Origin of the sequence: Streptococcus sp. CL9.43 (assembly GCF_049737935.1) — a bacterium.
Classification (GTDB): Bacteria; Bacillota; Bacilli; order Lactobacillales; family Streptococcaceae; genus Streptococcus; species Streptococcus infantis_I.
This window is the reverse complement of sequence record NZ_JBKOTS010000002.1, coordinates 162,824-181,143: the sequence shown is the minus strand read 5'-3', so window position 1 is coordinate 181,143 and position 18,320 is coordinate 162,824. Positions and strand designations below refer to the sequence as shown.

19 protein-coding genes are annotated in these 18,320 nt (G+C 39.2%); 1 reads left to right on the top strand and 18 read right to left on the bottom strand.

Annotated elements, in window-relative coordinates; genetic code table 11:
* Window positions 1–49 precede the first annotated feature (49 nt).
* From ACLNCS_RS04075 to ACLNCS_RS04015, 13 genes are all read right to left on the bottom strand, one after another.
* Window positions 50–1,036, bottom strand: a complete 987-nt coding sequence (locus ACLNCS_RS04075; protein ID WP_004253290.1) for a PhoH family protein — start codon at window positions 1,034–1,036, stop codon at window positions 50–52.
* 84 nt (window positions 1,037–1,120) lie between these two features.
* Window positions 1,121–1,336 (bottom strand): YozE family protein, encoded by a 216-nt coding sequence (locus ACLNCS_RS04070; RefSeq protein WP_004253287.1) that lies wholly within the window; start codon window positions 1,334–1,336, stop codon window positions 1,121–1,123.
* An 8-nt stretch (window positions 1,337–1,344) separates the two neighbouring features.
* On the bottom strand, window positions 1,345–2,199 hold the full coding sequence (gene cvfB / locus ACLNCS_RS04065; protein WP_254804117.1) for an RNA-binding virulence regulatory protein CvfB: 855 nt from the start codon (window positions 2,197–2,199) through the stop codon (window positions 1,345–1,347).
* A gap of 60 nt (window positions 2,200–2,259) precedes the next feature.
* Window positions 2,260–2,817 (bottom strand): ribosome recycling factor, encoded by a 558-nt coding sequence (gene frr / locus ACLNCS_RS04060; protein WP_006152642.1) that lies wholly within the window; start codon window positions 2,815–2,817, stop codon window positions 2,260–2,262.
* An 8-nt stretch (window positions 2,818–2,825) separates the two neighbouring features.
* Window positions 2,826–3,563 carry a UMP kinase gene (gene pyrH, locus ACLNCS_RS04055; protein ID WP_004253279.1) on the bottom strand — a complete coding sequence of 246 codons (738 nt, stop codon included), beginning with the start codon at window positions 3,561–3,563 and terminating at the stop codon, window positions 2,826–2,828.
* An 83-nt stretch (window positions 3,564–3,646) separates the two neighbouring features.
* A complete protein-coding gene (gene trmFO, locus ACLNCS_RS04050) occupies window positions 3,647–4,981 on the bottom strand; it encodes a methylenetetrahydrofolate--tRNA-(uracil(54)-C(5))-methyltransferase (FADH(2)-oxidizing) TrmFO (RefSeq protein ID WP_424847312.1) in 1,335 nt (444 codons plus the stop codon).
* Window positions 4,982–5,138: 157 nt separating this feature from the next.
* The gene (locus tag ACLNCS_RS04045) at window positions 5,139–6,095 is read right to left on the bottom strand and encodes a hypothetical protein (protein ID WP_254804119.1); all 957 of its coding nucleotides are present in this window, start codon (window positions 6,093–6,095) and stop codon (window positions 5,139–5,141) included.
* A gap of 78 nt (window positions 6,096–6,173) precedes the next feature.
* Window positions 6,174–7,052: a 16S rRNA (cytidine(1402)-2'-O)-methyltransferase gene (gene rsmI, locus ACLNCS_RS04040; RefSeq protein WP_424847310.1), complete on the bottom strand. Its 879-nt coding sequence runs from the start codon at window positions 7,050–7,052 to the stop codon at window positions 6,174–6,176.
* A gap of 2 nt (window positions 7,053–7,054) precedes the next feature.
* Window positions 7,055–7,372, bottom strand: a complete 318-nt coding sequence (gene yabA, locus ACLNCS_RS04035) for a DNA replication initiation control protein YabA (protein ID WP_004253267.1) — start codon at window positions 7,370–7,372, stop codon at window positions 7,055–7,057.
* A 35-nt stretch (window positions 7,373–7,407) separates the two neighbouring features.
* A complete protein-coding gene (locus ACLNCS_RS04030; RefSeq protein WP_254804121.1) occupies window positions 7,408–8,292 on the bottom strand; it encodes a DNA polymerase III subunit delta' in 885 nt (294 codons plus the stop codon).
* Entirely contained in the window at window positions 8,289–8,927 is a 639-nt protein-coding gene (gene tmk, locus ACLNCS_RS04025) for a dTMP kinase (RefSeq protein WP_254804122.1), read from the bottom strand. Before tmk ends, ACLNCS_RS04030 begins: the two co-directional genes overlap by 4 nt.
* Before the next feature lie 270 nt (window positions 8,928–9,197).
* On the bottom strand, window positions 9,198–10,394 hold the full coding sequence (tuf, locus tag ACLNCS_RS04020) for an elongation factor Tu (RefSeq protein ID WP_004253262.1): 1,197 nt from the start codon (window positions 10,392–10,394) through the stop codon (window positions 9,198–9,200).
* A 199-nt stretch (window positions 10,395–10,593) separates the two neighbouring features.
* The gene (locus tag ACLNCS_RS04015; RefSeq protein WP_070677189.1) at window positions 10,594–11,694 is read right to left on the bottom strand and encodes an AI-2E family transporter; all 1,101 of its coding nucleotides are present in this window, start codon (window positions 11,692–11,694) and stop codon (window positions 10,594–10,596) included.
* Between the two features lie 105 nt (window positions 11,695–11,799).
* Here ACLNCS_RS04015 and pbp3 point away from each other — a divergent pair, with 105 nt between their 5' ends.
* Complete coding sequence (gene pbp3, locus ACLNCS_RS04010) at window positions 11,800–13,041, top strand: D-alanyl-D-alanine carboxypeptidase PBP3 (protein ID WP_225750220.1); 1,242 nt, start codon at window positions 11,800–11,802, stop codon at window positions 13,039–13,041.
* 28 nt (window positions 13,042–13,069) lie between these two features.
* Here pbp3 and ACLNCS_RS04005 read toward each other — a convergent pair whose 3' ends face one another.
* From ACLNCS_RS04005 to ACLNCS_RS03985, 5 genes are all read right to left on the bottom strand, one after another.
* Complete coding sequence (locus tag ACLNCS_RS04005) at window positions 13,070–14,467, bottom strand: APC family permease (RefSeq protein ID WP_074324183.1); 1,398 nt, start codon at window positions 14,465–14,467, stop codon at window positions 13,070–13,072.
* A 139-nt stretch (window positions 14,468–14,606) separates the two neighbouring features.
* Window positions 14,607–15,176: a hypothetical protein gene (locus ACLNCS_RS04000; protein ID WP_414256824.1), complete on the bottom strand. Its 570-nt coding sequence runs from the start codon at window positions 15,174–15,176 to the stop codon at window positions 14,607–14,609.
* A gap of 19 nt (window positions 15,177–15,195) precedes the next feature.
* Window positions 15,196–16,608 carry a Fe-S cluster assembly protein SufB gene (gene sufB, locus ACLNCS_RS03995; protein ID WP_004253255.1) on the bottom strand — a complete coding sequence of 471 codons (1,413 nt, stop codon included), beginning with the start codon at window positions 16,606–16,608 and terminating at the stop codon, window positions 15,196–15,198.
* 57 nt (window positions 16,609–16,665) lie between these two features.
* A complete protein-coding gene (gene sufU / locus ACLNCS_RS03990) occupies window positions 16,666–17,106 on the bottom strand; it encodes a Fe-S cluster assembly sulfur transfer protein SufU (RefSeq protein ID WP_070677183.1) in 441 nt (146 codons plus the stop codon).
* On the bottom strand, window positions 17,093–18,319 hold the full coding sequence (locus ACLNCS_RS03985) for a cysteine desulfurase (RefSeq protein ID WP_070677182.1): 1,227 nt from the start codon (window positions 18,317–18,319) through the stop codon (window positions 17,093–17,095). Before ACLNCS_RS03985 ends, sufU begins: the two co-directional genes overlap by 14 nt.
* Window position 18,320: the final 1 nt, after the last annotated feature.

Here is an 18,320-nt window from a genome sequence, read left to right as displayed (position 1 = left end):
TAAGAAATTCAAAAAAAATTAAGAGCAGTTTTTCAACTGCTCTTTTTCTTTATTCTGTTTCTTCTTGATTTTCTTCAGCTTTGACAGGTCGAGGTTCATATGCTCTGATAATCTGAGCAACGACTGGATGGCGAACCACATCCTTGGCTGAAAAATGAACGAAGTCGATCTGGTGAATATTCTTAAGTTTTTCCTGGGCATCAATCAAACCTGATTTAACATTACGTGGTAGGTCAATCTGGCTAATATCCCCATTGACAATCATTTTAGAATTGAATCCAAGACGTGTCAAGAACATCTTCATCTGCATGATGGTTGTATTTTGGGCTTCATCCAAGATGACAAAGGCATCATCCAAGGTACGTCCACGCATGTAGGCCAAAGGCGCAATCTCAATAATTTCTCTCTCCATGAGACGAGTTGTTTGGTCCTTCCCAAGAATTTGGTACAAGGCGTCATAGACTGGTCGAAGATAAGGGTCTACTTTTTCTTTCAAATCACCAGGTAGAAATCCTAGGCTTTCTCCAGCTTCTACTGCTGGACGAGTCAGGATAATACGCTTGACTTGGCCACGTTTGAGAGCTGTAACAGCCAAGGTCACTGCTAGGAAGGTCTTACCTGTCCCCGCTGGCCCAATCCCGAAGGTCACATCATGGTTCTTAACACTATCTACATAAAGTTTTTGACCTAGTGTCTTTACACGTATCGGCTTACCAGTATTGTCTTTGATAATCTCTTCTTCATAGAGGGCAACAAACTTATCGATTTCATTGTTTCTAACCATATTGATGGCTGTCACCACATCCGGAGTTCCTACTGTCATGCCACGATTGACCAAGACCATCAAGGCTTGAATTACTTGTCGTGCTTCTTCACAAGAAGACTCCTCTCCCAAGACTTGTACAATCTCTGTACGAGCATGGATGATAACATCTAACTCATCCTCCATCAAGCGAAGATAGCGTTCATTGGAACCAAAAAGATGAAACAGGTCATCTGGATGACTTAACTGAATGTCTATTGAATGTTCCTTCAAATAAAGAACCTCTCTAACTCTTTAATTTCTTTTTATTATAGCAAAGGCAATTAGAAATTGCTATCCTTAACACCAATGCCCTTTTTAATGTTCTAAATATTCTTGCCAGATACGATCGAAGTCTCCCATATTAAAGGAAAAACTAGCATGTTCTTCTAAAAATCGGCTCACCTGATCGAAATCATCCGTATGTTTTGGGAAGGCTGACTCCTCAAAGGCAAGATCCGCTAAATTTGCTTTGGGACTATGACTTTTAGGATTACGCTCTGTCATAAGCCAAGTATAAAATGATTTTCGCATAAGCCTCCCTAAATTAACTCTGTACCAAATTGGTCTTGTTTAATCTTTCCAGCTTTCATTAAACCACCAAGAGCTTTTTTAAACTGACCTTTAGAAATACCAAAGGTAGCCTTGATGTCATCTGGTGATGATTTGTCATTTAAGGTCATAAATCCACCATTACTTTCCAAGTAAGTCAGAATCATTTGTGCATCATTTTCTAACATCTCAAAAGAGCGAGGTTTTAGCGATAGATTAAGCGTTCGGTCAACTTCACGGAAACCAATGACACGCACATCTAACACTTGGCCCAAACGTGGCTCTGCATAGCGCTCACTTGGATGGATAAATCCAAGCATGTTGTTTTCTGGTAGATAGACAAAAGTTCCTGATAACTTAAGACGATAAACGATTGCAGGCCAGTTCTGATTTTGCATGTTGTTGTATGCTGGACGTGCCAAACGTTGGAAGTCTTCCTGATAAGCCAAAACTCCCCAGATACGGTCTTTCTTATCTACTTCTAGACGAATATAAAGTTTATCGCCCTTCTTAGGCCAAAGCTCTTTCAGTTCAGGTAGGATATCCAGTGACACAACGACTTCCTTGTCAGGAAGCCCTGTATCAACAAAAACACCTAAATCCTTACGAACCTCTGTTACCGTTCCCCAACCAAATTGATCTTGAGTTGCAGTCACTTCTTGAGTTGTCAAGCGAAGTTTTTGCTTCATGTCTGTGTAGGCGAAACCTTTAACGGTATCACCAACTGTATGCTGACCTTCTTCTTTAGCAAGAGCGTATGTTTGACCATCCTTTTGTACAAAGTAAAAACGGTCATTTTCATCGATGATGAGTCCAACGATAAAACTTGCAAGATTTGTATTCATGTTTCCTTCTTTCGAATAAAACTCAGCCAGCAATGCCAACTGAGTTTTTCTGTTTATTTCTTAGACTTCCAAGATTTCTTTTTCTTTATTGGCAGTCATGTCGTCGATGTGTTTAACAGCATCGTCTGTCGCTTTTTGAATATCTTTTTCAAGAGTCTTCAATTCATCTTCAGTGATTTCTTTAGCTTTTTCTTGTTTTTTAGCTTCATCCATAGCGTCACGACGAATATTACGGATCGCTACTTTAGCATTTTCACCAACTTTTTTCACTTCTTTAGCGAGGTCGCGACGAGTTTCTTCTGTAAGAGCTGGGATTACCAAGCGAATAACAGAACCATCGTTAGCTGGTGTAATACCAAGATCTGAAGCGTTTAAGGCACGTTCGATATCTTTTAGAGAAGATTTATCAAATGGTGTTACCAACAAGACACGCGCTTCAGGAATTGTGATAGAAGCGATTTGGTTAAGAGGTGTTTCGACACCATAGTATTCAACAGTAATACGGTCAAGCAAGCTAGCGTTAGCACGACCTGCACGGATACCACCAAACTCACGCGCAAGTGAGTGGTGAGATTGAGTCATTCTCTCTTTAGCTTTTTCTACAATTGCGTTAGCCATAATTTTTCTTATTCCTTTTCTTCGATATTGTTTGAAACAGTTGTTCCGATATTTTCACCAAATACAACACGTTTGATATTGCCAGGTTGATTCATATTAAAGACTACCAAGTCAATATCGTTATCCATAGATAGAGTTGAAGCTGTTGAATCCATGATACGGAGACCTTTATTAATAACATCACGGTGAGTCAATTCTTCAAATTTAACAGCCGTTTTATCTTTCTTAGGATCCGCATTGTAGACACCATCTACACCATTCTTAGCCATCAAAATAGCGTCCGCTTCAATCTCAGCAGCACGAAGAGCCGCTGTTGTATCTGTAGAGAAGTAAGGTGAACCAATTCCCGCGCCAAAGATAACGATACGTCCTTTTTCAAGGTGGCGAAGGGCACGTCCACGAATATAAGGTTCTGCTACTTGTTGCATGGCAATAGCTGTTTGTACACGAGTATCAACACCAGCTTGTTGCAATGAATCTGCCATCACAAGAGCATTCATGACTGTCCCAAGCATTCCAGTGTAATCCGCTTGAACGCGATCCATACCAGCTTCTGCTGCAGGTTCTCCACGCCAAAGGTTCCCACCACCGATAACCAAGGCGATTTCAATTCCTAGCTCGTGAACTTCCTTGATTTCTTGGGCCATACTTTGGACGGTTTTGATATCAATACCGACACCACGTTCGCCAGCAAGGGCTTCACCAGATAGCTTGATTAAGATACGTTTATACTTAGGTTCTACCATTTTCTCTCTCCTTTTTTCATCCTACCTATTTTATCACAATTTCAAGGATTTTTATAGTATCATGAACAATTCTTTCAAAAAAATTAGATAGATAAAAATTTCTCTAAATCAGACAAGGCACGTTCTGCAATTTTCTCATAACGAGCCTTTTTATCACGAATACGCTCACCTTCTAACTCCTTGATAATCCCGAAGTTGACATTCATGGGTTGGAAATGCTTGCTATCAGCATGAGTGATATAATGAGCTAAACTACCGATTGCTGTAGTCTCTGGGAAAATAGCCTTACTTTCTCCCTTGAAAAGACGAGCAGCATTGATTCCAGCAACTAATCCTGAAGCAGCCGACTCAACATACCCTTCCACACCTGTCATCTGACCAGCGAAGAAAAGATTTGGCTGTTTCTTAGAACGGTATGTCTGTTCAAGAAGATTTGGCGAATCCATATAGGAATTACGATGCATGACACCATAACGGACAAACTCAGCATTTTCAAGACCTGGAATCATTTGGAAGACACGCTTCTGCTCTCCCCATTTGAGGTGAGTTTGGAAACCAACGATGTTATAGAGACTTCCAGCCGCATTGTCCTGACGAAGCTGAACGACTGCGTACGGTGTTTTAAAGTCGCCATCACGAGGCCCTTTATAGTCATCTGGATATTCTAGACCAACTGGTTTCATAGGACCATAAAGCATGGTTTTAATACCACGTTTGGCCATGACTTCGATAGGCATACACCCTTCAAAGTACTTTTCTTTTTCAAAAGAATTAAGGGGTGCTTCTTCCGCATTGACCAAGGCTTCATGGAAATCCATAAACTCTTGCTTGGTCATCGGAGCATTGAGGTAGGCAGCTTCTCCCTTGTTATACCGAGACTTGAGATAGACCTTGCTCATATCGATGGTGTTGACGTCGATAATAGGCGCTGCCGCGTCGTAGAAATAGAATCCATCGCCGTCATTAAGGGCATGAATTTTCTCAGCAAGGGCATCACTGGTCAAAGGTCCAGTTGCAACAACTGTAATAGCATCTGTTGGCAATTCTGTAATTTCGTCACGAACCACTTCAATTAAAGGGTGATTGGCAATTTTTTCAGTGACCATTTGGGAGAAACCATCTCGGTCAACTGCGAGGGCTCCACCTGCAGGAACACGGGTTGCTTCTGCTGATTCTAAAATCACAGAACCAAGACGACGCATTTCTTCCTTGAGGAGCCCGACAGCATTTGTAAGAGTATCTCCTCGTAATGAGTTGGAACACACTAATTCTGCAAAATTATCTGTTTTATGCTGAGGTGTTGATTTGACACCACGCATTTCATAGAGTTTAACAGGAATTCCACGTTCTGCGATTTGGTAGGCCGCTTCAGAACCCGCCAAACCAGCACCGATAACATTGATATAAGATTGAGACATGACACTAATACCTCTTTGGGTGGAACCTAGGTCCAAATAAAAACAAGCTACTGGACTGTTTGACACCCACAAATCTTTCTAAATTAATACTTGGTCCATTATACCAAAAAGCTAAGTAAAAAGACAGACAGGAGGATTCCTGAATGTCTTTCCTAAATTATTGTTTAATAAAACTGAATTTTTTAAAATCATACGATCTCAGTTTGCTTTCATATTTTATAGTAAAACGTACTTCTGTATTCCTAGGTAGTTTTTCGATTTCAACTATTTGACCGAGTAAGTATTGAAAATCAGATTCTGTCCAATTCTCAAAATCTTCATTAGTTAATTGAAGATTTTGTCTTCGTACCTGCTCTATATCAATGTCTATCTCAATACTAAAAGTCGAACGATTTTCAGTAACTCTTTTCAAGAGTATATCTCGATAGCGAACAAGCACATCTTCATCTAGACTGTTGACTCTACTTGGGTCTAAATCCTCGATTAAGGGAGTTAGTTCTTCTACATCCGTCTTCAGAATTGCCTCTCTTTTTTCTTGTTCTTCAAGACGAGTTTTAGGGTTACCACTGTATTCTTCTTTTGGAACTAAAGAGTAATAGGATTCAAAAGATTCCAATTCAATTGAATTTTTAATATAGAGCTTCTTAAGCTGATTATCCTTTAAATACGTAGAAGTCAAACTATCACTTTGAAGTATCTTATTATAAGCTTCATCAAGTCGGTCATAGTTATCATCTTCAGAAACATACTCCATTTCTAAACGATAGACTGTTTTTTTGGAAAAACCAAAGAAAATTTTCTTTTCAACTTCTTTAAGTCGCGGATTGTATCTAAGGACTGGTGTCTTCTCAACATAATCTTTTTCAAAATCCACATAGACATCTACAAATTTTTTATTTCCTTTAATGTAAAATGGAAATCCGTAGTATCCAAAGGTATCAGCAGTCGAGTATCCTTCTGCTTCTAACCCTGCAGCTTCTACTACGGAACGAATGTTTGAAATAGCTGTTTTAGCTAAATCACGATCGACTCTGTTGTTACATGCTGACAAAATAAATAACGTGAGAATAGGAAACAGTAGGCCAAATACTTTCTTCAACACTTTGCTTTTCATTACCCCTCCAATTAAGCATTCGTAGTAAAGTACTTATGATTGTTATTTCTATTTCGGGAAGAAGGAAAACTTCCCTGTTTAGTCGTTTTCTTGTTTCTCTTCCCATTCGTGGTAGGCAGCGTAGAGCTGACTTTTGTTCCACTGATAAATCTTAGCGATTTCCTTAATGGCTTGATTTTTCTTAACACCTTCTTGGATGCGCTCTTGTATTTCAGAGAACAAATCCTCTTCATCCTTATCTACTACTTCTTGACTAGCACCTTCCACAATCAGAAGGCATTCTCCTTTGAGCGGTGTTTGAGAAATATTTTCTAACAATTCAGTAATACTTCCACGTTGATATTCTTCAAAAATCTTAGTCAATTCTCGAACTAAGACAACTGAACGATCACCGTAGACCTCTAGCATATTTTCCAACGTATCTGCTACACGGTGAGGAGATTCATAGAAAATCTGGGTCTCAGGATAGTCTTTTTTTGATTCGAAAAATTGCTTTTGTTGTCCCGATTTTCGAGGTAAGAATCCATAAAAAATGTGGGGTTGTGGAGCTAAACCACTGGCAATCAAGGCAGAAATTCCTGCGCTAGCACCTGGAACTGTGACAACTACTATATCTTCTTCAATTGCTGCCTTGACCAAATCATGCCCAGGGTCCGAGATACTAGGCAGACCGGCGTCAGAAACCTGAGCAATACTTTGTCCCGCTTTCAGAAAACCAATCAAATCAGGAATTTTATCCTTGGCATTATGCTCATGAAAACTGATTTGTTTGGTTGAAATATCGAAATGCTTCAGCAATAGACCAGTATTACGAGTATCCTCGGCAGCAATCCAGTCCACTTCTTTCAAAGTCTGAATAGCACGAAAGGTCATATCTTCTAGATTCCCAATCGGAGTTGCGACAAGATATAACTTACCATAAGGTGACTGACCTTTAAAACTTTTTTGAATCTGCATGCTTACTCCCTAAACAACAATTCATCACAAAACATACATTCTGCATCTTGTTCACGACGTTGACCATAAAAGTCGCGACATACATGAAAACCGTCATCATAGATTCGACTCACGTTTTCTCTAACATGTTTGGTCTTCGTTGGAGCTGTTTCTTCTTCCTCACTCAAGCGCTCTCTCAGTTTATCGTTCTCTAAACGAAGAGCTGTATTCTCTTCTACAACACTCTTGAGATTTTTTTTGATGGCTTCGACATCTGCCAAGGTTGCCAACAACTGTTGAGAAAAATCATCTAAGGCATCAAATAATTCTTTCTTGTTCATGAACAGCCCTTTCTTTTTCTGTTTTCATGTTCATTTTATTGTAAAACTAGGTATTCCAAAGAATTCTGGAAAGACACATTTGCTTTCCACATTTTTCTGGCTTCGAGAAGGTTTTGCAATATTGTACGTGCTGCATTTTTTTGAATCTCTTGGCCTGCTAAAACTTCTAAAATTCTAAAGACTTGGTCTTGTTTTTCTTTGTCATCTGCTAAACTAGCTAATTTTGAGACCTGTAAATAAGATTCCTTTTTTCCATCTTCTAACCAAGAATAGAATCGTTCACTTTCTTCAAGTAGAGTCCAAAAACTTGTTTGATTTATCAGTTTTTCGGCTTCTGCTTGCGATTGACTAAACTCAGCTAAAAGCCTTGCTTTATTTTTGACCAATCCTGCTTGTTCAAGTTGATTCCTAAGGCTTTCGACCTGTTTCTTAAATTGGAAAATCTGTGTGCGACTTCGAATGGTTGGTAAAATTTGCTCTTGATCATTGGTTAAGAAGAAAATATAAATCTCACTTTGCGGTTCTTCAATGACCTTTAGTAGTGAATTGGCGGCATTGGCATGCATTTTTTCTGCTTGTTCAATAATAAAAACCTGACGTTGATTTTCGATTCCTGATTGAGAAAACTGGCCAACTAATTCTCGGATTCGTTCCGTTTTAATGATTTGATTCATCGGACGAATAATGGTGACATCAGGAAATTCTTCCTGATCAATCAACTTACAATTTCGGCAAGACTCGCAAGGCAAGACACCTTGTTTTTCTGTACAGAATAAACTCTTAGAAAGAAATAAGGCCATCTCTAAACTTCCAAAATACCCTGAAAAGAGATAGGCATGATTCAGCTGTCTTTGTTCTAAGATGTGAACAAAACGGTCAAATTGCTGGGGTTGACAAGCTCTTAATTGCTCTTGATTCATTCTGTCAGCCCCATTCTGTCAAATAAAACTTGTTTAGTATTTTCAACCACTTGACTTAGTGGTAAACTCGCATCGATTTTAACTATACGCTCACCTTCTTTCTCAAGAAGGGAAAGATAGCCTTGACGAACTTTTCTGTGCAGGTCTAAACCTTCCAAGTCCAAACGGTTGACTTCGCGATCGCTGTTTGCCGCGATTCTTTCAAGCCCCTTTTCTACTTCAATATCAAAATAAAGTGTCAAATCCGGCTTGAGACCATCTGTCGCAAATTGATTGAGCCAGTCAATAGCTTCAATATCCAAACCACGACCAAAGCCTTGATAAGCAACTGAACTATCAATAAAACGATCCATGATGACCAATTTTCCAGCTGCAAGTGCTGGCAAGACCTTCTCTACTAGGTGCTGTCTACGACTTGCAATATAGAGAAGCAACTCTGTCTTTGGATCCATCTGAGTATGACTAGGATCTAAAATGACTTCTCGAATCTTCTCACCAATCAAAACACCACCTGGCTCACGTGTTGTTAAAAACTCAATATTCTTTTCTTCTAACAAAGGAAGGATAGCTTCAAGCACACTCGTTTTACCAGCTCCCTCTGGCCCCTCTAAAGAGACTAAAAATCCTTTTGACATGACGAACTCATTTCTTTTTTTCTTCCTTCTATTCTATCAAAAAAACAGGCATTTGTGAAAAGCTTTTTAACCTAATAAAAATTTATTCTGAAAAACTAGGATATACATTCGTTAATAAATAAGATATTTATTTAATTAAGTTTCTATATTCCTAATCAACTATCATACTGTCTTATTTTGTCTTTGTGTAACTAGAAAAAAAGAACCTTGCATAGCAAGATTCTTTTAATGTCTGACTTAAATAATTGTTCTTCTGGGAACTAAATCGAATTAAGCTTCGATTTCTGTAACCATACCTGAACCAACAGTACGTCCACCCTCACGGATAGAGAATGTAGTACCTTGTTCTACGGCGATTGGGTGGATCAACTCAACGTCGATTGTCACGTTATCACCTGGCATTACCATTTCAGTACCTGCTGGAAGTTCGATTGAACCTGTAACGTCAGTAGTACGGAAGTAGAATTGTGGGCGGTAGTTGTTGAAGAATGGAGTGTGACGTCCACCTTCTTCTTTAGTAAGGATGTAAACTTCACCTTTGAATTTAGTGTGTGGGTTGATTGAACCTGGTTTAGCGATAACTTGTCCACGTTCGATTTCGTCACGTTGAACACCACGAAGAAGGACACCTACGTTATCTCCTGCAAGACCTTCGTCAAGTTGTTTACGGAACATTTCAACACCAGTAACAACTGCTTTTGAAGTTTCTTCTTTAATACCAACGATTTCGATTTCGTCGTTGACACGAACAGTACCACGGTCGATACGTCCTGAAGCAACTGTACCACGTCCAGTGATTGAGAATACGTCCTCGACTGGAAGAAGCAATGGTTTGTCAGTGTCACGTTCTGGTTCTGGAATGTACTCATCAACAGTGTTCATCAATTCCATGATGATGTCTTCGTATTTAGAGTCACCTTCAAGAGCTTTAAGAGCTGAACCTTGGATAACTGGAAGATCGTCACCTGGGAAGTCGTATTCTGAAAGAAGGTCACGGATTTCCATTTCAACCAATTCAAGCAATTCTTCGTCGTCAACCAAGTCGATCTTGTTCATGAAGACGATAAGGTGTTTAACACCAACCTGACGTGAAAGAAGGATGTGCTCACGAGTTTGTGGCATTGGTCCGTCAGTTGAAGCTACTACAAGGATAGCTCCATCCATTTGAGCGGCACCAGTGATCATGTTTTTAACGTAGTCCGCGTGTCCTGGAGCGTCGATGTGAGCATAGTGACGTTTTTCAGTTTCGTACTCAACGTGCGCAGTGTTGATAGTGATACCGCGTTCGCGTTCTTCTGGAGCAGCATCGATAGACGCATAGTCTTTAGGTTGGTTAACTGCTGAAGGCAAGCGACGTGCCAAAACAGTTGTGATAGCTGCAGTTAGGGTAGTTTTACCGTGGTCAACGTGTCCGATAGTACCAATGTTAACGTGTGGTTTACTACGATCGTATTTTTCTTTTGCCATTTGAGTAAAAGCCTCCAATAAAATATATTTTATAGATAGACAGTAGGCAATACAGTCTAACTTTCCTTACTATTTTATCAAATTTTAGCTAAATTGCAAGTGTTTTACAAAGTTTTTATTAATTATTCTTGTTCTTACTATAAGTTGTCGATTTATTGATAAAAAAAGAAACAGATGAATCCGTTTCTTTTTAAAATCTTTATTTTTCTACCACTTCTTGTACTTCTTTATGTTTTTCATAAAGTCGGACTAGGAATTTGGATATTTCTTTGAGAATTGAGTAGGTAGGAACGGCAACGATCATACCTACGACACCATAGATATTACTTGACAACAATAATAGCACGAGAATTGTAATCGGATGAACTTTCATGACTCCACCAACAATACGAGGGTATAGGATATTCCCATCTACTTGTTGGATAATCAGCATATAGATAACTGCTATAATCATCTTTTGAGGATCCGTAAACAGATTTGAAATAATCATTGGAATTAGTCCAATACTCGGTCCAACATAAGGAATCAAATTTGCTAAACCTGAGAAAATAGCAAAAACTAATGCATATTTTAAGCCAATCACACTATAACCGATAAAAGCCAAACACCCGATAATGAATGCATCGATTGATACTCCACTTATGTAACGGGAAATAGTCTCATTCAAGTTTGTTATTAAACCAGATATATTAAGTTTGTCTCGCTTTAAAATAGTTCTTTCTAGCATCGGTAAGAATTTATGACCATCTAAAAGGAAATAAATCAAGAAAACCGGTGTCATAATAATAATTAAAACAGTGCTTACCAAAGCTGAAAGGACACTTCCCACACTATTTGTCACACTATTCAAGATATTCTGTAAAATATCGATGTAGGAAAGATTTAATTGTTGGATTGTTTGTTGAATATCTAGCTCTTGAAAAGCAGGATATTTTGATAATTCTATTACTAAATCTTGGAGTCTACCATAAATACCTTGGCTAGAATTAATCAAACTACTCAACTGATTGATTAAAATCGGTAAAAGATATACTACACCTATCACCAGAGAACCAATGAGGACACAAAGGGTTAACAAAATCCCAATGATTCGATTAATGCGACATTCCTTCTCTAAAAAGATGACGATTGGATTTGTTAAGTAGTATAGAAATCCACCTAGTAAAAAGGGAATCATGATTGTATTTACGACACTTACAAACGGTGTAATAATAGCACCCATTTCTCTCCATAAGTAGAAAATTAAGGTAATTAATAATATCTCAGTGGTCCAGAAGAACAATTTATTTCTCCGAAACATAAGCCACCTCCTCTTTTTCCTATTTTACCATATTTCCAAAAAGATTGATAACCTTCATTATAAAAACAAGAATATTTTTTGTCTTTATGATAGAATACAATTACTATGAAGAAATTATTTTTAACATTACTAACACTTATTTCATTTGGTTCGGCTACTACTGTTTTTGCTCAGGATTTTGATGTCGCAGCAAAACACGCCATAGCTGTTGAAGCTAATACTGGTAAGATTTTATATGAAAAAGATGCCACTCAACCTGTAGAGATTGCCTCTATCAGTAAGTTGCTAACTGTTTACTTGGTCTATGAGGCCCTAGAACAAGGGAAAATCACTCTTTCCACTCCGGTAGAAATTTCAGATTATCCCTACCAGTTGACAACCAATTCTGCGGCAAGTAACGTTCCTATGGAAGCTCGTAACTATACTGTTGAAGAGTTGTTAGAAGCAACATTGGTATCTAGTGCCAATAGTGCAGCTATCGCGTTGGCAGAAAAGGTTGCTGGATCGGAAAAAGACTTTGTCGATATGATGAAAGCCAAACTTCTTGAATGGGGAATTCAAGATGCTACCCTCGTCAATTCAACTGGTCTAAATAATGAAACTCTTGGAGATAATATCTATCCTGGCTCTAAGAAAGATGACGAAAACAAGATGAGTGCCTATGATGTTGCAGTTGTCGCTCGTAATCTTATCCTCAAGTATCCTCAGGTTTTAGAAATCACAAAGAAACCTTCTTCTACTTTTGCAGGGATGACTATTCATTCTACAAACTATATGTTAGAGGGATTACCTGCCTATCGTGGTGGTGTTGATGGTCTTAAAACTGGTACGACTGATAAAGCTGGAGCATCCTTTGTCGGAACAACTGTAGAAAAAGGAATGCGAATCATTACAGTTGTCCTTAACGCTGACAACCAAGATACCAATCCCTACGCTCGTTTCACAGCAACTTCAGCTCTTCTAGATTATATCTCATCTAATTTCGCTCTTCAAACAATCGTCAATCAAGGAGAAAGCTACCAAGATAGCAAATCTCCAGTTTATGACGGAAAGCAAGATACGGTTACAGCAGTTGCTAAAGAAGATATAAAAATTGTTCAGCGTCTCGGTAGTCGAGCACAGTCATCTGTTACTTACACACCTGATAGTACTGAGCATACTGCACCACTTGAAGCAGGTACAGTCGTTGGACATCTGACCTATGATGACAAGGACTTAGTTGGTCAAGGTTATATCACCACTGACAAACCAACCTTTGAAATGATTTCTGATAAAAATGTAGAGAAAGCCTTCTTCTTAAAAGTTTGGTGGAATCGCTTCATCCGATTCGTCAATGAAAAATTATAAAAAAATCGCGATAACTCGCGATTTTTCTTTATTCATTTTCAGCTAAAATCGAATGCTTATAGCCATAAGTAAAGTAAGTAATAACTCCTACTACTAAGGCTAATACAAATGCTATCCAAGTTTCAAGATTGTATTGAAGCATAAAGGACAGACAAATCAGAATTGATAAGATTGGTAGAAAAGGAACCAAGGGCGTTTTAAATTCTCCCTCTTTGGGCATACCCTTATCTTTTCTCAATTTGATAATTCCATAGGCTAAGAGAATAAGATAGGCTAAGGTACAGATATTGAGAAAAGCTGCGATACTTGCCAAAGGGAAGACACCCGCTGCAATCGCTGAAACTCCACCTGTTAAAATGGTTGCATTCTTTGGAACGCGACTAGTCTTGGTTACTTGTTTGAAGCTTTGAGGCAATAGTCCATCGCGGGCCAAGCTATAAATCATTCGTGACAAGGCATAGGTCATTGAAATACATACCGTAATCAAGGTAAAAATTGCAACAAGTGAAACATAATTAGCTGCCCAACCAATACCGATACTTCTCAGCGCAAAAGCCACTGCATCATCAACATTGAGCTTGCTATAGTGAACGATACCTGTCAATATCAAGGTAACCATGGCATATAGAATAGTTACAATGATTAAGGATAAAACAATCCCACGTGGAATATTCTTTTGTGGATTTTGAATTTCATCAACTGCCATAGAAATGGACTCAAAACCTAAGAATCCAAAGAACATGAGTGAAGCACCTGCCATAATTCCAGTGCTTCCTCCATAAATCTGACCAAAACCAAATGGTGCAAAATCTGACCAATTTTCAGGTTTAATGTACCAAATACCAACTAGGATAAATAAGGCAAGAGCAGAAAATTTTAAAACAACAAGAATAGAATTAAAACGAAGAGCTGCTTTCGAATTCATGAGGACGACTGCTGTAACAAGCATAATTACTAAAATTGGCAAAAAATCAATATAAGTACCATGCTCAGGATTAAAAGTTCCATTCAAGGCTTGTGGCAAGGTAATTCCGTAATGACTAAGCAAACCCTTAAAATAGGCAGCCCAACCTGAAGCCACACCAGAGACTGCTGTCATAAATTCCATGATAGTTAGCCAACCAGCTATCCAAGCTGGAAATTCTCCCAAAACCACATATAAATAACTATATGCCCCACCAGTTGCTGGAACACGAGAAGCAAATTCTGCAAAAAAGAGCGCCGATAAGGAAACACAGATCGCAGAAATCACGATAGATACCACAAGAGCAGGTCCTGCTAGTGTTGCTGCAGCTGTTCCTGTAATGGTAAAGATACCTGTTCCCACCATAGCACCAATTCCTAAAAGAATTAAATCCCATAATTTCAAATGACGATGCATTTCTGTTTTACTTGGACTGAAGTCTTTTGTTCTAAAAATATTCATTCTTGATCTCCACTAACAATAATTGTTTTATTTTACCACAAATAATGCATTTTGTGAATATTTATAAATTTGTATCTAAAAAAACTGAACAAATGTAATATTTGCTCAGTTTTTATTTTTAGTTAAAATTCAACAGTTATTATACTTCGTAGTATGGGAAAGGACGGTCACTATCTAATGGACGATTTGGTACTTCTTTTTCCAAAACAGCGCGCCAACCAGATACCAATTCTTCAAAAGTCAATTTGGCTTCAGGAGAAGCTGTTGTATGCTTCCGTCCAAACCAAGCCATGGTTGCAGTTTCAAACTGAAGCATAGCGTAGTCGATTACCGGTACATTTGCCTCTTCATAATTCTCATTTACTGCTTGGGCAACTTCTGATGCTTGTGGAAGAAGTTGATTGCTGATTTTATCTACAACACTTGCGTCCATCTCTCGCCAAGAAAGTAATTGACCATCTACCTGATAAAAGAGTTCAAAGGTTTCTTGATTTTTCTTAAAATTGGTAAGAACAAAAGCACGTTCCACTGCCTCTGGACCACCAGCAGCTTTTACAGCGTTTATCAAGAGAAGCTCTTCCGTTTGTCTCCAATAATCATCTGCTTCTGCTTCAAGATCAAAAACAAATGCCTGATCCAACTCTTCAATCGGTGCTTCTCCCTTATTCACTTTTTCAATCGTTCCAAACAATCGCTTTAAGAATCCCATTTGCTTCTCCTTTTGGGTTTTACCCAACTGATCCTTCCATTTCGTAGCTAATCAAGCGGTTGAGCTCAACTGCGTATTCCATTGGAAGTTCTTTGGTGAAGGGCTCTACAAATCCCATTACAATCATCTCAGTTGCTTCAGTCTCTGACAAGCCACGGCTCATGAGATAATAGAGTTGTTCTTCAGAAATCTTAGATACCTTAGCTTCGTGCTCAAGTGCAACTTGCGAGTTGTGGATTTCATTAAATGGAATGGTGTCAGATGCTGACAAGTCATCCATGATAATGGTGTCACACTCGATGTGAGAAACAGATTTCTTAGAGTTTTTATTAAAGGTTACTTGTCCACGGTAGTCTACCTTACCTCCACCTTTAGCGATAGATTTAGAGACAATAGACGAGCTCGTATGTGGAGCATTGTGGATCATTTTGGCACCAGTATCTTGGTGTTGCCCTGCATTGGCAAAGGCAATCGAAAGCATGGTACCACGCGCTCCTTCTCCATCAAGGTAAACAGATGGATATTTCATAGTTGTTTTGGCACCTAAGTTTCCATCAATCCACTCAACTGTCGCATCTTTCAAAGCTTTGGCACGTTTTGTTACCAAGTTATAGACATTATCAGACCAGTTTTGGATGGTTGTATAACGCATATAAGCTCCGTCCAAAGCAAAGATTTCTACAATAGCTGCGTGCAAGCTGTTACTTGAATAAGTTGGCGCTGTACATCCTTCCACGTAGTGAACACTTGCTCCCTCATCAACGATGATCAAAGTACGTTCAAACTGACCAGTATTTTCATTGTTGATACGGAAGTAGGTTTGAAGTGGAATATCTACCTTGACACCTTTTGGTACATAGATAAAGGTTCCACCAGACCATACTGCTGAGTTGAGGGCAGCCAACTTGTTATCCGTCGGCGGTACTAACTTCGCAAAGTATTGCTTAAACAAGTCTGGGTATTCCTTGAGGGCAGAATCTGTATCTGTAAAGATAATTCCTAACTTCTCAAATTCTTCCTTCATGTTATGGTAAACCACTTCTGACTCATACTGGGCAGAAGCTCCAGCTAGATAGGCACGCTCAGCTTCTGGAATCCCAATCCGTTCAAAGGTCTCTTTAATCTTTTCAGGTACATCATCCCAGGAACGGGCTGGTTTATCAGATGGTTTTTGGTAGTAGATTAAGTCATCAAAGTCAATCTCTGACAAGTCTGCTCCCCAAGTTTGCATGGGCATTTTTTTGAAGGTTTCATAAGATTTCAAACGGAATTCCAACATCCACTCAGGTTCTCCCTTAGCAGCTGATAGTTCACGAATGACATCTTCATTCAATCCTTTTCCTGTCGATAGGACAGGCTCTACATCGTCATGGAAACCAAATTTATATTCACCAAGATCAATTGGTTTTGGTTCTACTCTTTCTTCAGCCATAATATCCTTTCTTTCATTCTTTATTTCTAATGATTTATAAGACAAAGAAAGCTTGTCTTATTTGTTTTCTTGGTCTTCAATTGTTTTTTTAAGGGCATTCCAAGCTAGGGTTGCGCATTTGATTCGCTGAGGGAATTTAGCAACTCCTGATAAGAAAGCTGCATCTCCAAGTTGATCTTGACGCTCATCCTTTTGACCTTGAACCATTTCAGAAAAAATGGTCGCAAGATCTAGGATTTCTTGCTTGGTCTTTCCTAAAACTGCATCTGTCATCATACTAGCAGAGGCCGTTGAAATGGTACAGCCTGAGTTTAGAAAAGCGATATCTTCCAAACGATCGTCAGCACCAAACTTAACAGAGAGATTAATCACATCACCACAGGTCGGATTGTTGAGACTAATTTGCTCAGCATCTTCTAATTTCCCTTGGTGATGGGGATTTTTCGAATGGTCTGCTACCACTGCCATATAAAGGCTATCTAGTTTAGAAAGTGCCATTGAAAAACTCCTTTGTCTTTTGTAAGGCATCGACCAGCTTGTCGCAATCAGCCTTGGTATTGTAGATATAAAAACTTGCACGAGCTGTTGCTGGAACATCCAAATACTGGAGCAAGGGTTGAGCGCAATGGTGACCGGCACGAACTGCTACACCTTCATAATCCAGAGCTGTCGCAAGGTCGTGAGGATGAAGGTCACCTAGGTTAAAGGCAATGACACCTGAACGTTGAGCCAAATCTTGCGAACCGTAAATGGTCAATCCTTCAATTTCCTGCAATTTTGGAAAGACGTATGCAATTAGTTCTTGTTCATGGGCTTCAATGACATCCATGCCAATGTTTTCAAGATAATCCACGGCCGCTGCAAGTCCAATGGCACCTGCCATATTGGGAGTTCCGGCCTCGAATTTCCAAGGCAATTCCTTCCAACTAGCAGATTGCTCGTAAACAAAATCAATCATCTCGCCACCGAACTCAACAGGCGACATTTGCTCCAGATATTTTTCTTTACCGTAAAGAACACCAATGCCAGTCGGACCAGCCATCTTGTGACCTGAAAAGGCAAAGAAGTCCACATCCAAATCCTGTACATCAATCTTCATATGAGGCGTAGATTGAGCACCATCTACCACCATGATGGCTCCAACTTGGTGAGCCATTTGTGTGATTTCTTTGATAGGATTAACCACTCCAAGAACGTTTGATGCATGAGCTAGTGAAACAAATTTGACTTTGTCAGTCAATTTAGAACGCAAGTCATCCATATCCAGAGCTCCATCTTTGAGATAGACATAAACAAGCTCTGCCCCAGTCTTTCGGCAAGCTTCCTGCCATGGAATAATATTGGAATGGTGTTCCATGACAGAAATCAAGACCTGATCTCCCTCAGTCAAGATTTCCTCAGCAAAACGCGCCACCCAGTTAAGACTGGTCGTAGTTCCTCTAGTGAAGAGTACTTCCTTTGTCGAACCTGCGTTGATGAACTTGCGAATGGTTTCGCGAGCAGCTTCATAAGATGCTGTTGCACGCTCTGCCAAGGTGTGAACACCTCGGTGGACATTGGCATTGTCCTGTTCATAGTAGCGGTTAATGGCTTCCAGAACAGCTAGTGGTTTTTGTGTCGTCGCAGCATTATCCAAATAAACCAGAGGTTCGTCATTAACAATCTGATCTAAAATTGGAAAATCCTTGCGAATAGCTTCTGCATCTAACATA

Excerpts from the sequence above, each read along its gene's own strand:
- yabA (WP_004253267.1), bottom strand. The coding sequence starts at position 7,372 with ATGAACAAGAAAGAATTATTTGATGCCTTAGATGATTTTTCTCAACAG.
- frr (WP_006152642.1), bottom strand. The coding sequence starts at position 2,817 with ATGGCTAACGCAATTGTAGAAAAAGCTAAAGAGAGAATGACTCAATCT.
- ACLNCS_RS04030 (WP_254804121.1), bottom strand. The coding sequence starts at position 8,292 with ATGAATCAAGAGCAATTAAGAGCTTGTCAACCCCAGCAATTTGACCGT.
- ACLNCS_RS04000 (WP_414256824.1), bottom strand. The coding sequence starts at position 15,176 with ATGGGATTCTTAAAGCGATTGTTTGGAACGATTGAAAAAGTGAATAAG.
- ACLNCS_RS04070 (WP_004253287.1), bottom strand. The coding sequence starts at position 1,336 with ATGCGAAAATCATTTTATACTTGGCTTATGACAGAGCGTAATCCTAAA.
- tuf (WP_004253262.1), bottom strand. The coding sequence starts at position 10,394 with ATGGCAAAAGAAAAATACGATCGTAGTAAACCACACGTTAACATTGGT.
- ACLNCS_RS04005 (WP_074324183.1), bottom strand. The coding sequence starts at position 14,467 with ATGAATATTTTTAGAACAAAAGACTTCAGTCCAAGTAAAACAGAAATG.
- tmk (WP_254804122.1), bottom strand. The coding sequence starts at position 8,927 with ATGTCAAAAGGATTTTTAGTCTCTTTAGAGGGGCCAGAGGGAGCTGGT.
- rsmI (WP_424847310.1), bottom strand. The coding sequence starts at position 7,052 with ATGCAGATTCAAAAAAGTTTTAAAGGTCAGTCACCTTATGGTAAGTTA.
- sufU (WP_070677183.1), bottom strand. The coding sequence starts at position 17,106 with ATGGCACTTTCTAAACTAGATAGCCTTTATATGGCAGTGGTAGCAGAC.
- ACLNCS_RS04015 (WP_070677189.1), bottom strand. The coding sequence starts at position 11,694 with ATGTTTCGGAGAAATAAATTGTTCTTCTGGACCACTGAGATATTATTA.
- cvfB (WP_254804117.1), bottom strand. The coding sequence starts at position 2,199 with ATGAATACAAATCTTGCAAGTTTTATCGTTGGACTCATCATCGATGAA.
- trmFO (WP_424847312.1), bottom strand. The coding sequence starts at position 4,981 with ATGTCTCAATCTTATATCAATGTTATCGGTGCTGGTTTGGCGGGTTCT.
- sufB (WP_004253255.1), bottom strand. The coding sequence starts at position 16,608 with ATGGCTGAAGAAAGAGTAGAACCAAAACCAATTGATCTTGGTGAATAT.
- pyrH (WP_004253279.1), bottom strand. The coding sequence starts at position 3,563 with ATGGTAGAACCTAAGTATAAACGTATCTTAATCAAGCTATCTGGTGAA.
- ACLNCS_RS04045 (WP_254804119.1), bottom strand. The coding sequence starts at position 6,095 with ATGAAAAGCAAAGTGTTGAAGAAAGTATTTGGCCTACTGTTTCCTATT.
- ACLNCS_RS03985 (WP_070677182.1), bottom strand. The coding sequence starts at position 18,319 with ATGTTAGATGCAGAAGCTATTCGCAAGGATTTTCCAATTTTAGATCAG.
- pbp3 (WP_225750220.1), top strand. The coding sequence starts at position 11,800 with ATGAAGAAATTATTTTTAACATTACTAACACTTATTTCATTTGGTTCG.